Genomic DNA, 13,047 nt, shown 5'->3' on the forward strand with positions numbered 1-13,047 from the left:
GTTGGTCCGATTGTAGAACTATAGCATACGCCTTCGAGCGCAAAAGTTTTTTGTTCGCCGCGTTTCATAAAAAGAGACTGTTCCTGGTGGGCGGGAAAGTTCGCTCTAGTCCACTGATGGGTATGCTTCATGCATTCAAAAAACGGTTGCCATGACGGGACGATTCATAGCATACATAACAAACCGCAGCCCAGACAGGGGAGATGACATGCACTTTTCCATTGATTCCTATTTTCCCGACGACATTCACGAGGTGGGCGATACCGGCATGGCCGGTTTCGAGGAGAAACGACCGCTCTATTTTTCGGGCAGCAAGAATTTTCTTTCCCATTACCGCGAAGAGATCAGGAAACGGCACAATGCCGGCGCATCGGGCAGCGAGGTGACACATCTGATCAGCCGCATGATGGATGAGCTGATCAAGCGGCTGTTCCATTCCATCGTCGATGACCTGGACATCAGCGGCGGCTACATGGATCATATCAACCTGGTGGCGGTGGGGGGCTATGGCCGTGGCGAGTTGAATCCCTATTCCGACATCGATATCATGTTCCTTCACGATGGCGACATTCCGGTGGCAACGGTGGAGGATATCGCCCAGAAGCTGCTCTACTTCCTCTGGGACATGCGGCTGGATGTGGGCTATTCGGTACGCACCATCGGCGACTGCATCGAGATGGCAGCCAGCGACGGGACGGTCAAGACCGCCCTGATGGATGCCCGCAACCTGAAGGGAAGCACGTCGCTCTTCACTGATCTGCACAAGACGATTTTCAGCCAGATCCTGCCCCGCTCCAGCGACAAATTCATCAAGTCCAAGGTCGAGGAGATGAAGGCCCGCCGGGAAAAGTACGGTTCCACCGTCTACCTGCTGGAGCCCAACCTGAAAGAGGGGGAGGGGGGGCTGCGCGACCTGCAGACCGCCCTCTGGGTGGCGCGTATCAAGTACAAGTTCAGTGATCCCCGGGAGCTGATCGTCAAGGGTGTCGTCACCGAGGAGGAGCTGGACAGTTACTTCAGCGCCCTGGATTTTCTCTGGCGCATCCGCAACGAACTGCACTACTTCAGCGGGCGCAAGAACGAGCAGCTGACCTTCGATGCCCAGGTGCATCTGGCGCAGTTCTTCGGATATAAGCAGCATGAACGGGTCCTGGCGGTGGAGGACTTCATGCGCGACTACTACCGCCATGCCAACCGGGTGGAATACCTGGTCTCCACCCTGGTGTCTCGCTGCGTCTGGCGCGACGAGGGGGCGCTTAAGATTCTGGGCTATTTCGTGCGCCGTCCCATCGGCGACGGCTGCTTCATCCTCAAGGGGGAGCTGATCGTTCCCGACGAGGGGGTGGTGGAACGCCAGCCGGTGGTGCTGATGCGCATTTTCGAGCTTGCCCAGAAGCATGGCGTCGAGCTGGGTATTCCGGTCATGGGACTGGTGCGCAGGAGCCTGCATATGGTTAATGACAAGTTCCGGCGCAGCCGCGAGGTGGGCACGTCGTTCATGAACATCCTGCGGGCCCCCCGGGGTGTGGCCAGGACGCTGCGCCTGATGCACCACCTGGAGTTTCTCAATCACTTCATCCCCGAGATGGAACTGATCTACTGCAAGGTGCAGCACGATGTCTACCATATCTTTACCGTGGACATCCATACGCTGTTCGCCGTGGAACAGGCCGAGAAAATGCTTGCGGGGGAACTGAAGAACGAACTGCGCTTCCCCTGTCAGGTGGCGGCCCAGGTCAACAAGCCGGAGCTGCTCTACCTGGCGGTGCTGCTGCATGACATCGGCAAGGGGAGTGGCGGCAGTCACGCCGACAAGGGAGCTGCCATGATACCCACCATCGCGCGGCGGCTGGGACTGTCCCGGGAGTGCAGCGAGCGGTTGGAGTTCCTGGTGCGGCGGCATCTCTATTTCGCCCATATCGCCCAGCGCCGCGACCTGGGCGACGAGAAGATGATCATTCAGTTCGCCCGGCACATGGAAACCAGTGAAAACCTGAAGATGCTCTATCTGCTGACCGTGGCCGACATCAGGGCAGTGGGGGTCGATGTCTGGACCACCTGGAAGGCGCTGCTCTTCCAGGAACTGTATGAACGTGCATTCGATGTGCTGGAGCGGGGCGACTTTCGCCTTGAGGCCAGCAGTGAACGGGTCAAGTCGGTCATGCGCAAGGTGGCGGGACTCCTTGGAAATGAATGTGCCCCCACTGCGGTTCAGGCGGAACTCAGGGCCATGCCCATGCGGCTTTTGCTCTCCCATGACCCCGATCAGATTGCCGGTCATATCCGCCTGTTGCTGGGGCTGGGGCTGGGGGGGGCTCCGGTCCTGACCCGGCTCGTTCACAACCGGGAGAGCGGCTATTCGGAGTTCACCATCTGCACCCATGACATGCCGGGGCTCTTTTCGCGTATCACCGGCGTCATGGCGGCCAACGGAATCAATATCCTGGGGGCGCAGATCAACACCAGCAGAAACGGCAAGGTTCTGGATATCCTTCAGGTCAACTCGCCCAGGGGAAAGATCATCGGTGACGAGAACTGCTGGAAGAAGGTGCGCGACGACACGGAACGGGTCCTTCTGGGCGAGGCCGACGTGGCGGCCATGGTGGATAAGCGACAGCGCCCCTCGCAGCTCATGGTTCGTCCCGCGCCTCGCTTTCCCACGCGTATCGACTTCGACAACCAGGTCTCCGAAGGGTACACGGTCATAGATATCTACACCCACGACAAGGTCGGGTTGCTCTACCTGATCACCAGCACGCTGACCCAGTTGGGGCTCTACATCGGTGTCTCCAAGATATCAACCAAGGTGGATCAGGTTGCCGACGTGTTTTATGTGCGCGATATCTTTGGGCATAAGATTATGGACGAGGCAAAGCTGGAAAGCGTCAGGGAACGTCTCAAATCTGCCATTGACGGGTGGGTGTGAGAGGAAAATGAAAGGCACATGAAAAGCCCGCCAAAATTGTTCGGCGGGCTTCTGCGTTTTTACTTCTGATTTTTCCTTTTCAAGGAATCAGTCCGGCTCCTGCTGCTTCCGGACCCATACCGCCTCCTGGTGGAGAGCTATGCCCGGTGGAGTATCGTCGATGGTATCATCGCCTCCTTTGTCAGACCGTATCGGTTTTTCATCCCTGTCTACACTATAGCACCGGAAACGAAAAAAAGCAGACTGTTTAAAAAGGAATTTATGGTGTATATTTAAGAAGTTATGCCTATGATTCGTGCGAGTGCCCCCGTCTATTCCCCGATTATCTTGACCAGCACCCGTTTGCGCCGTTTCCCGTCGAACTCCCCGTAGAAGATCTGTTCCCAGGGCCCCAGGTCAAGTTCACCCTTCGTGACCGCCACCACCACTTCGCGTCCCATGATGCTCCTTTTGAGGTGGGCATCGGCGTTGTCCTCGTAGCCGTTGTGGCGATAGCGGGAGTGCGGCTTCTCCGGCGCCAGTCCCTCGAGCCAGACCTCGAAATCCTGATGCAGCCCGGATTCGTCGTCATTAATAAAGACGCTGGCCGTGATGTGCATGGCATTGCAGAGCAGGATCCCCTCGGCTATACCGCTCTCCCGCAGACAGTCGGCAATGGTTGGGGTGATGTTGATCAGCTCGCGTCGCTTTCTGGTCTCAAACCAGAGTTCCCTGCGGTATGACTTCATTCTCTCTCTCCTTGGGTGGGATGTCCCGTCCGGAACCTGTTCCTGATTCAACTTCCCTTGTATATAGCATGGCACCCTGGCGCTGGTCCATGGCCGCGCTTTCAGCGAATTGGCGCACCCCATCGCGCCCCCGCCGGGCTGGATTCAAAATGGGTTGCTTTTTGGGTGGCAATGCACTACATTTATCCACCCGATTCAATTCCAACCTTGCGCCAGGCGGCCCCCATTGCAGCAGAATACTCCGACAATTGAACAGCTTCGCGCCAGGATCGATGGTATCGACGACCAGATCGTGGCGCTCCTCAACGAACGTTCGCGGGTGGTCCTGGAGGTCGGTCGGCTCAAGTCCGGCAGCAACATGGATTTTCATGTGCCGGGGCGTGAACGCCAGATCTACGAGCGCCTGCTGAACGTAAACCCGGGGCCGTTCCCTAACGATGCCCTGCGCAGCGTCTACCGCGAGATCATCTCTGCCAGCCTCTCCCTCGAGTCGCCCATGAAAGTGGCTTTTCTTGGTCCCAAGGCGACCTTCAGCCATCTGGCGACTATGCAGCAATTCGGCCTTTCCGCCGAGTTGGTGCCACTCAAATCCATACCAGCTGTTTTCGAAGAGGTTGAAAAGGAAAAGGCGCTCTACGGCGTGGTGCCGGTGGAGAACTCCACCGAGGGGGTCATCTCTCACACCCTGGACATGTTCGTGGACAGCGGGCTCAAGATCACCGCCGAGATCCTGCTGGAGGTCCATCACGACCTCTTGTCGCGCACCGGTCGGTTGGAGGATGTCAAGAAGGTCTACTCCCACGTTCAGCCCATAGCCCAGTGCCGCCAGTGGCTGGAGGATAACCTGCCCGGCATACCGGTGGTTGATGTGGCTTCCACCGCCGTGGCCGCCCAGATCGTCAGCGAAGACTACTCGGCCGCCGCCATCGCCAGCGAACTGGCGGCAACGCTCTACGACCTCAAGGTCGTCAGGAGCAGGATCGAGGACCAGGTCAACAACTTCACCCGATTTCTGGTTGTCAGCCGCAAGGGGTGCGAACGCTCCGGAAACGATAAGACCTCGGTCCTCTTTTCGGTCAAGGACGAGCCGGGGATTCTCTTCCGCATGCTGGAACCCTTTGCCAAGCGCGGCATCAACCTCTCCAAGATCGAATCGCGCCCCTTCAAAAAGAAGGCCTGGGAGTACATCTTTTTTCTCGACCTGTTCGGCCACTCATCCGATCCCCAGGTTGCGGAAGCGCTGGAAGAACTGCGGTTGTGCTGCCAGTTCCTGAAAATCCTCGGGTCGTACCCGCGGTCAATGTAAGGGGGCGACGCGGCATGTCCTGTATTATTGAGCGGCTGGCAATAGTCGGCGTGGGACTGATCGGCGGCTCCTTCGCACGCGCGCTGCGCCAGGCCGGGGCGGTCAGGCATGTGGTCGGCATCGGTAGATCGCGGGCCAACCTGGAGCATGCGCTTTCCCAGGGAATCGTTGACGAGATCTCCTTCAACGCGACCGAGGGGGTGGCAGGCGCCCAGTTGGTCTTCATATCCATTCCGGTCTGCTCCATCTCCGCCATGGTTGGCGCCATCGCACCGTCTCTCGCTCCCGGATGCATCGTCACCGATGGCGGCAGCGTCAAGGCCGAGATCGTCAGGGAATGCGAGAAACTGATACCCGAAGGCTGTCATTTCGTGGGGGGGCACCCTATCGCCGGAACCGAGAATTCGGGAGCCTCCGCCTCCTTTGCCACCCTCTATCAAGGTAAGCGCTGCATCCTGACCCCCACGGAACGGACGGACAGGGAGGCCTACGAGACCGTGGCCCGCTTGTGGCGGGTAGCCGGCGCCAATGTCTGCTCCATGGATCCGGAGCGCCACGACCGTATCCTGGCCGAGATATCGCACCTCCCCCATGCCGTGGCCTATGCCCTGGTGCATGCCGTGGGGACGGCCGATGCCGAGGGGGAGAATGTGCTCTCCTACAGCGCCGGCGGTTTTCGCGATTTTACCCGCATCGCCTCGTCGGACCCGGTCATGTGGCGTGACATCGCACTGATGAACCGTCGGGCGCTCCTGGCGAGCATCGACGGCTTTTCGGCGAGTCTGGCTGAGTTGCGCCGGCGGATCGACAGCGGCGACTCCCCGGGACTGGCCGAATTTTTTACCATCGCCAAGCAGTTTCGCGATGGTATCCTCTGAACCAAATTCTGTGCAATTGCATACCATGACTGGAGTATTCGTGAATTCCATCAGCATCACTCCGGGGTCATCACTGAAGGGGGAACTGGTCGTTCCCGGCGACAAATCCATCTCCCACCGCTCAATCATGCTGGGCGCAATCGCCAATGGCGTAACCACCGTACGCGGCTTTTTGCGCGGTGAAGACAACATGGCTACCATGGCTGCTTTCCGTGCCATGGGGGTGCGCATCGACGACGATGGCCACCTGCTGTCCATTCACGGCAGGGGGTTGCATGGTCTGGAGGAGCCGGGGGACGTGCTCGACTGCGGCAACTCCGGCACATCCATGCGGCTTTTGACCGGCCTCCTGGCCGGCCAGAACTTCTTTTCCGTGCTCAGCGGTGACCAGTACCTGCGCAAGCGCCCCATGAAACGGGTCGTGGAGCCGCTCTCCCGCATGGGCGCCCGCATACTGGGGCGCGCCGGGGGAAACCTGGCGCCACTTGCCATCAGCGGCGGAACCCTGAATGCCATCGGCTACGAGTCTCCGGTGTCCAGCGCCCAGATCAAGTCGGCCATCATGCTGGCCGGCCTGTACGCCGATGGCGACACCTCGGTGCGCGAACCGAGTCTCTCCCGCGATCACTCCGAGCGGATGTTCGCCCTGTTCGGGGCGTCTCTGGAAACCTTCCACAACGGCGTGACGGTCAAGGGAGGGATCGAACTGCATGCGCAGGAAATCCACGTTCCCGGTGACATCTCCTCGGCGGCGTTCTTTATCGTTGCCGCGCTGATCACGCCGGATTCCGAGCTGTTGATCCGCAACGTGGGGGTCAACCCGACCCGCACCGGCATCATCGACGTGCTGCGCTCCATGGGCGGAAGCATAGAACTGGTGGATGAACGCGAGGTTTCCGCCGAACCGGTGGCCGATATCCTGGTGCGCTCCTCCCGCCTCAAGGGGGTGCGCATCGAGGGGCAGACGGTGCCGCGCGCCATCGACGAGTTTCCCGCCATCTGCGTGGCCGCCGCCTGCGCCGAAGGGACCACCTCCATCCGCGATGCCCGCGAGTTGCGGGTCAAGGAGACCGACCGCATCAGCGCCATGGCGGTGAATCTGCGAACCCTGGGGGTGACGGTGGACGAGTGCGACGAGGGGATGGACATCACCGGCGTGGAGCGTCTGGGCGGAGGCGTGGCCGAAAGCTTTGGCGACCATCGCATCGCCATGTCCCTGTCCGTGGCCGGCCTGGTGTCTGCGGACGCTGTCAGGGTGAACGATATCGACTGCGTATCGACCTCCTTTCCCAACTTCTTCTCCCTGCTGGAACGCTTTCGTACGGGTGCTCCATGAACCGGCAGCCACGAGGACTGGTTATCGCCATCGACGGCCCTTCCGGGGCCGGCAAGAGCACCATTGCACGCCTTCTGGCCAAGCGGCTCGGTTATCTGCAGATCGATACCGGTGCCATGTACCGTGCCGCAGCCGTACTGATCAAGCGTGCCGGTCTTGACCTGGCAGATGGCGATGCCGTTGCCCGCTTCTGCGCTGACCTGTGCGTGCGCTTGGAGACAGATGGCGGCGTGCAGCGGGTTTTCGCCAATGGCCAGGATGTCACCGATCAGATCCGTACCCACGAGGTGTCGCACTTGACATCGCGCGTTTCGGCCTTAAGGCCGGTGCGTGACGCGCTGCTCTCGGCCCAGCGGGAGATGGGACGCCAGGGAGGGGTCGTGCTGGAGGGACGCGATATCGGGACGGTCGTGTTTCCCGATGCCGATCTGAAGTTCTTCCTCTCCGCCACGCCCGAGGTTCGCGGAAAACGGCGCTACGATGAGCTGATCGCTCGCGGGGAGACGACCACCCTTCAGGAAACCGTTGCGGCCGTGGTTCAGCGGGACGAGCAGGATAGTCGGCGTGACATCGCCCCCCTGAGGAGGGCCGAGGATGCCATCGACGTTGATTCCTCGGACATGGGTATCGATGAGGTGGTGGCCTGCATGGAGGCCTTTGTCCGGCAAAAATACGTCTGTGGGGAGTCAGTGGAATGAGAGTAATCCTTGCCAAGCGAGCCGGTTTCTGCTTCGGCGTCAAGCGCGCCACACAGATGGCCTTCGAGGCGGCCGGGATGGACAAGAAAACCTATACTCTGGGTCCGATCATTCATTCGCCCCAGGTGGTCAAGAAGCTGGAAGAGATGGGGGTGCGGGCGCTGAAGGACCTGGACAGCATGGACAGCGGCACGATCATCATCCGCTCCCACGGCGTTGCGTCCCACGAAATCGCCGAAGCCATGCAAAAGAAGCTGGAGATCGTGGATGCCACCTGCCCCTTCGTGAAAAAGGCCCAGGAGCACGTCAAGAGTCTGTCGGAAACCGGCTACGGTGTGGTAGTGGTGGGCGATGCCGACCACCCCGAGGTGCAGGGTATCGTCTCCTACGGTGGTGACAAGGTCTTTGTGGTCGGATCGGGCGAAGAGGTCAGGAAGCTACCGATCATGAACAAGATCGGCGTGGTCGCCCAGACGACCCAGTCATTCGAGAATCTGAAGAACGTGGTTTCGGAGTGTCTCCAGCGGGGGGGCGAAATCCGCGTATTCAACACCATCTGCGACGCAACGGCTGTTCGCCAGGAGGAGGCCAAGGAACTGGCCCGCCAGGTTGACTGCATGCTGGTGGTGGGCGGTTTCAACAGCGCCAACACGCGCCGCCTGGCCGAAGTCTGCGCGGAACTGCAGCCGCGGACTCACCACATCGAGACCGCAGCCGAGATTGACCCCGCCTGGTTCGAGGGGGTTGCCACGGTGGGAGTCACTGCCGGCGCGTCGACCCCCAAATGGATTATCGATGAGGTGATGGGCAGGATCGGGGAAATCAATAAAAAGAATTGATAATTTATATATCTGTGGTAGATTGTCTGCTTGTTTTGTAACGAACACGCAAAGCATGAAAAAAGAAAACGTTCAGGGGGTATGGTTTAATGGTTGACTTCAAACGGCTCGACGCTGCTGACAACGGTGATTTTGATGATCCGGATTCAGAACAGCAGAGTAATGAATTTGCAGAGCTTTACAAAGAAAGCCTCAAAGATAAGCCCGAGAGGGACAAGATCATAGAAGGAACGGTCGTTCGCGTTGACCAGGAAACCGTGCTCGTTGATATTGGCCTTAAGTCCGAGGGGTTTGTGTCGGCATCTGAATTCCGCGATGCCAATGGTGAGTTGACCGTGAAGGTTGGCGACGTCATACGCGTTATGATGACCCGCGAGGATGGCAAGCGTGGCTACATCCTCTCCAAGAAGAAGGCTGATTACCAGGCAGCCTGGGAAAAGATCGGCGATGCCGGCCAGGAGGGGGGCATTATCGAGGGAACCGTTACCGCCCGCGTAAACGGCGGCTTCAGTGTGGACATCTTCGGGGTTCAGGCCTTCCTGCCCGCCTCCCAGGTGGATATCCGTCCCTCCTCCGATTCCGACAGCTACATCGGCCTCACCAGCAAGTTCAAGGTGATTAAACTCAACCAGCGTCGCGATAACATCGTCCTCTCCCGCCGCGCGATCCTGGATGAGGAGCGCGCCGCTTCCCGTGACGTGACCCTGGCCAAGCTGGAAGAGGGGCAGATCGTGGAAGGTGTCGTCAAAAACGTCACCGAATACGGCGCTTTCGTCGATCTGGGTGGTGTGGATGGCCTGCTGCACGTCTCCGACCTCTCCTGGGGAAGGGTTGGCAAGCCTGCCGACGTGCTCAAGCCGGGACAGACGGTCACCGCCAAGGTGCTCAAGTTCGACCGCACCAAGGGCAAGATCTCCCTGGGCGTCAAGCAGACCCTGCCCGATCCCTGGCTGGATGTACCGTCCAAGTATCCGCAGGAATCCCGCATCAGCGGTCGCGTTGTCAGCCTGATGGAGTATGGCGCTTTTGTTGAGCTGGAGCCGGGCGTCGAGGGGCTGATTCACGTATCGGAAATGTCCTGGACCAGGCGCATCCGCAGGGCCGCAGACGTGCTGTCGGTGGGAGACGAGGTCGAAGCGGTGGTACTGGGCATCGACATGAACAACCGCAAGATCTCCCTCGGACTGAAGCAGGCCGGGGAAAACCCCTGGATGCATATCGCCGAGAAGTACTCGGTGGGCACCAAGATCGAGGGACAGATCAAAAACATGACCGATTTCGGCATGTTCATCGGTATCGAGGATGGTATCGACGGTCTGGTCCATGTGTCCGACATCTCCTGGACCAAGAGGATCAAGCATCCTGGCGACGTCTATGCCAAGGGTGATATCGTTCAGGCCGTCGTGCTCAAGGTCGATGTGGAGAACGAGCGTCTCTCCCTGGGCATCAAGCAGCTTGAGCCGGATCCCTGGAGCATCGCTCCCACCACCTACTGCCCCGGCGCCAAGGTGACGGGCAAGGTGACCTCCCTGACCGATTTCGGTGTCTTCGTTGAACTGGAAGAAGGCGTTGAGGGTTTGATTCACGTCTCCGAACTCTCCCGTGAAAAGGTGCCGACCGCCAAGACCTTCGCGGAAGTTGGCGACACCCTGGAGGCCATTGTTCTCAGCTGCGATCCCAAAGAGCGCCGCATCTCGCTCTCGATCAAGGCTATGCAGGCTGCTGTCGAGAAAGAGGAGTTCGAACAGTACCTCGGTTCTCAAGGCAAGGCGACCTCCAACCTGGGCGAACTGCTGCAGCAGGAAATGAAGAACAGAAACAACAATTAAGGTATGTACGGTAGGAGAGATGCAAAATGACCAAGAGCGAACTGATTGAAAAAGTCGTGCAGGAGCACGCTGTTTTAAATATGAAAGTTTCGGAAATGCTGGTCAATACGGTCTTTGATTCAATCGAAGATGCGCTCAGGGCTGGTGACAAGGTTGAGATTCGCGGGTTTGGCAGTTTTACCATCAGAGAACGCACGGGGCGTGAGGCACGCAACCCCAAGAGTGGCGAGGTGGTCAGCATACCGGCCAAAAAAACCCCTTTTTTCAAGACCGGCAAGGATCTCAAGGAGAGAGTCAACTGTTGATGAACATCGGGCTCTTGTCCGACGGTTGCCATGACCTGCCCGGATGGCGGAATTGGTAGACGCAAGGGACTTAAAATCCCTCGGTCGAAAGATCGTGCCGGTTCGATCCCGGCTCCGGGCACCAATAGGTAGTACGACATAGTTCAGAGAAGTCCAAAAGCCCTTGAGAAATCAGGGGCTTTTTTTTTGCGTTGTCCGGTGTTGTTCACTGTGGTGCGGTGTGATCCAATAGTTTTGGGGGTATATCGTAAACGGCTGGAGGTATATTTTAGAAACCCAAGGCGCTTTAACTAAAACACGAAAGACTCGAAAAAAATGTCTTGCTCTGGATAGGGGCGATTCCGATTGCTGACGTGAGGGGAAGGGACGTGCTTTCGATCCTTCGGCGGACAGAGGCACGCAACATACTGGATACGGCCCACCGGGTGAAAATGGATTGTGGTCAGGTGCTCCGTTATGCCGTGGCTACGGGACGTGCTGAGGGCGGACCTGAGAGGAGCGCTACCTCCGGTGAAGGGTGGGCTGATGAAGGATGGCATATCCCGCGTTCTGAATGGACAGATCGATTAGCAATTCAAAACAGAAGGAACCTGATTATCACGCGAAGACGCTGAGAACACAGCGGAAATCCGAATAGTGAAGTAAATCGAAAATCCTTTTCTTTCAGCTTGTTTCAGTCTTTCTTCGTGCCCTTTGTGTCTCCGTGTGAGATCCGGTTGTGGGTTTAGTTCCGTTCACCTGTCCAGCCCCAGGTCCTGTCTGATGATGGTCTCCAGGGTGGCGTCCAGCAGTTCCTTTCGGCAGTCCACGCAATCCATTGTTCCCGTCTTCAGCCTGGCCAGGAAGCGGCAGCCGCCGAAGCAGAGCGGCAGGTAGGCGCACTCCAGGCACTCTTCGTTCTTCCACAGGTCCAGATTGTGGGACTCCCGGTAATCGTTGATCCCCTCGGCCAGGGAGCCGACCTTAAGTGACTCATCCCCCATGAAGATCGGGCACTTGTAGATGCCGCCATCCCAGTTCACCACCAGGTCGTTTTCGAACTCCACCACGCAGGCGCCAGCCTTCAGTTTCGGCACCGGGAAGCTGCGGCGGATGGTCTCGGCCCGCAGGAACAGCCCGGCCTGAAAGGTCCAGGAATCGCCGCTGGCCAGGCAGGCGGAGCCCAGGTCGCCGGCTACGCTTCCGTCGGCCCTTGGCACCACCGGCGAGAAGCCGACCGCCTTGAACCTGGCCGGATCGATCCCTTCGGCAATCAGCAGGTCCAAAAGCTCCGGGAAACGGCGGTAGTTCTCCCGGGTGTAGTTGCCCCCCAGGTCGATGGGCAGGATGTCGTGGATGGCGCGAATGTTCTCCATGATGGTGGCGAAGCTCTCCTGGCCGGAGACGAAGGGGCGCTGGCTGTCGTGGATGTCCGGCGGGCCGTCCAGGGTGAGGCGCACCGCAGCCAGTCCCAGGGGGAGCAGCTCCTCCACCACGGGCCGGGTCAAAAGCGTCCCGTTGCTGAAGATGTTGAACTGGAACGTCACGCCATGTTCACCGGCGGCCCTTTGCAGGGCGGTGGCGATGCGTTTCAGAAGCGTAAGCTGTAGCAGCGCCTCGCCGCCGTAGAAATCCACGGTCAGATCCAGCCCCTGGGCCATGCGTTCGTTCAGGCGCCGGATCAGCAGGTCGGCAATGGCGTCGTCCATGGTCTGCTCCCCCCGGAAGGGGGCCTCGAAGCAGTAGGGGCAGGCCAGGTTGCACGCCATGGTCAGGGCGACCACCACCGCCAGATGGCGGCTCTCCTTGTTGATGCGGGTGAAGGTCTCGCGCATCTCCTCCTTCTCCGCCTCCCGGTCCTCCACCAGCACCCCCAGGCGCTGCAGGGTCTCGCGCTCTTCCTCTTCCATCTCCCCGCCGTCCCGCACCCGCTGCCACAGTTCGTCGGACAGCTCCATCACGGCGCAGCGCCGGGTGGCCAGGAGCAAAAGTCGCCCCGGCTTGTCCGGGCAGGGGAAGGTGGTGACGTAGTGCGAAAGCTGCATGAATTTTTCCTCGCAGGCATTGAATGATGTGAACTCGTTGCTTTTAGTTCAGGCGGAAGGTGTCAGGAGAAAGGTGAATGCGTTGTTACCATCTTCAATTCTTCAATGCCTGACCCCATAGTTCCATGCCTTGGGAGCACCAGGGCGAGTCACCGGGGCGCCTCTTGCTTATCGATTT

Annotated in this window: 11 protein-coding genes and 1 tRNA gene; 10 read left to right on the forward strand and 2 right to left on the reverse strand. The window is 59.1% G+C overall.

The genetic code is table 11. The features are described 5' to 3' along the window. Positions 1–208 precede the first annotated feature (208 nt). Positions 209–2,926, forward strand: a complete 2,718-nt coding sequence (gene glnD / locus PPRO_RS06665) for a [protein-PII] uridylyltransferase (RefSeq protein ID WP_011735256.1) — start codon at positions 209–211, stop codon at positions 2,924–2,926. Between the two features lie 311 nt (positions 2,927–3,237). Here glnD and PPRO_RS06670 read toward each other — a convergent pair whose 3' ends face one another. Continuing rightward, entirely contained in the window at positions 3,238–3,654 is a 417-nt protein-coding gene (locus PPRO_RS06670) for a secondary thiamine-phosphate synthase enzyme YjbQ (protein ID WP_011735257.1), read from the reverse strand. Between the two features lie 226 nt (positions 3,655–3,880). Between PPRO_RS06670 and pheA the strand changes: the two genes are divergently transcribed. The 9 genes from pheA (at position 3,881) to PPRO_RS21830 (ending at position 11,459) form a co-directional block, all read left to right on the forward strand. Continuing rightward, entirely contained in the window at positions 3,881–4,960 is a 1,080-nt protein-coding gene (gene pheA, locus PPRO_RS06675; RefSeq protein ID WP_011735258.1) for a prephenate dehydratase, read from the forward strand. A gap of 14 nt (positions 4,961–4,974) precedes the next feature. Then, on the forward strand, positions 4,975–5,838 hold the full coding sequence (locus tag PPRO_RS06680) for a prephenate dehydrogenase (protein ID WP_011735259.1): 864 nt from the start codon (positions 4,975–4,977) through the stop codon (positions 5,836–5,838). 40 nt (positions 5,839–5,878) lie between these two features. Continuing rightward, positions 5,879–7,174: a 3-phosphoshikimate 1-carboxyvinyltransferase gene (aroA, locus tag PPRO_RS06685; protein ID WP_011735260.1), complete on the forward strand. Its 1,296-nt coding sequence runs from the start codon at positions 5,879–5,881 to the stop codon at positions 7,172–7,174. Then, the gene (cmk, locus tag PPRO_RS06690; protein ID WP_011735261.1) at positions 7,171–7,872 is read left to right on the forward strand and encodes a (d)CMP kinase; all 702 of its coding nucleotides are present in this window, start codon (positions 7,171–7,173) and stop codon (positions 7,870–7,872) included. The genes aroA and cmk overlap by 4 nt, the downstream gene beginning before the upstream one ends. After that, entirely contained in the window at positions 7,869–8,711 is an 843-nt protein-coding gene (locus PPRO_RS06695; RefSeq protein WP_011735262.1) for a 4-hydroxy-3-methylbut-2-enyl diphosphate reductase, read from the forward strand. Before cmk ends, PPRO_RS06695 begins: the two co-directional genes overlap by 4 nt. Positions 8,712–8,800: 89 nt before the next feature. Next, positions 8,801–10,540, forward strand: a complete 1,740-nt coding sequence (locus PPRO_RS06700) for a 30S ribosomal protein S1 (RefSeq protein ID WP_011735263.1) — start codon at positions 8,801–8,803, stop codon at positions 10,538–10,540. A 26-nt stretch (positions 10,541–10,566) separates the two neighbouring features. Next, positions 10,567–10,845, forward strand: coding sequence for an integration host factor subunit beta (locus PPRO_RS06705; protein WP_011735264.1), 279 nt, complete (start codon positions 10,567–10,569; stop codon positions 10,843–10,845). Between the two features lie 37 nt (positions 10,846–10,882). Next, positions 10,883–10,969 (forward strand) — tRNA-Leu (locus PPRO_RS06710). 229 nt (positions 10,970–11,198) lie between these two features. Beyond that, positions 11,199–11,459, forward strand: coding sequence for a phage integrase central domain-containing protein (locus tag PPRO_RS21830; RefSeq protein WP_408633726.1), 261 nt, complete (start codon positions 11,199–11,201; stop codon positions 11,457–11,459). 120 nt (positions 11,460–11,579) lie between these two features. Here PPRO_RS21830 and gptM read toward each other — a convergent pair whose 3' ends face one another. Next, positions 11,580–12,869: a geopeptide radical SAM maturase gene (gene gptM / locus PPRO_RS06715; protein ID WP_011735265.1), complete on the reverse strand. Its 1,290-nt coding sequence runs from the start codon at positions 12,867–12,869 to the stop codon at positions 11,580–11,582. Positions 12,870–13,047: the final 178 nt, after the last annotated feature.

It is taken from the genome of Pelobacter propionicus DSM 2379 (genome assembly GCF_000015045.1).
GTDB classification, from domain to species: Bacteria; Desulfobacterota; Desulfuromonadia; order Geobacterales; family Pseudopelobacteraceae; genus Pseudopelobacter; species Pseudopelobacter propionicus.

What these genes read in the sequence shown, in the direction of transcription:
- gptM (WP_011735265.1), bottom strand. Translation starts at nt 12,869, where the DNA reads ATGCAGCTTTCGCACTACGTCACCACCTTCCCCTGCCCGGACAAGCCG.
- PPRO_RS06670 (WP_011735257.1), bottom strand. Translation starts at nt 3,654, where the DNA reads ATGAAGTCATACCGCAGGGAACTCTGGTTTGAGACCAGAAAGCGACGC.
- glnD (WP_011735256.1), top strand. Translation starts at nt 209, where the DNA reads ATGCACTTTTCCATTGATTCCTATTTTCCCGACGACATTCACGAGGTG.
- cmk (WP_011735261.1), top strand. Translation starts at nt 7,171, where the DNA reads ATGAACCGGCAGCCACGAGGACTGGTTATCGCCATCGACGGCCCTTCC.
- PPRO_RS06705 (WP_011735264.1), top strand. Translation starts at nt 10,567, where the DNA reads ATGACCAAGAGCGAACTGATTGAAAAAGTCGTGCAGGAGCACGCTGTT.
- PPRO_RS06680 (WP_011735259.1), top strand. Translation starts at nt 4,975, where the DNA reads ATGTCCTGTATTATTGAGCGGCTGGCAATAGTCGGCGTGGGACTGATC.
- PPRO_RS06695 (WP_011735262.1), top strand. Translation starts at nt 7,869, where the DNA reads ATGAGAGTAATCCTTGCCAAGCGAGCCGGTTTCTGCTTCGGCGTCAAG.
- PPRO_RS06700 (WP_011735263.1), top strand. Translation starts at nt 8,801, where the DNA reads ATGGTTGACTTCAAACGGCTCGACGCTGCTGACAACGGTGATTTTGAT.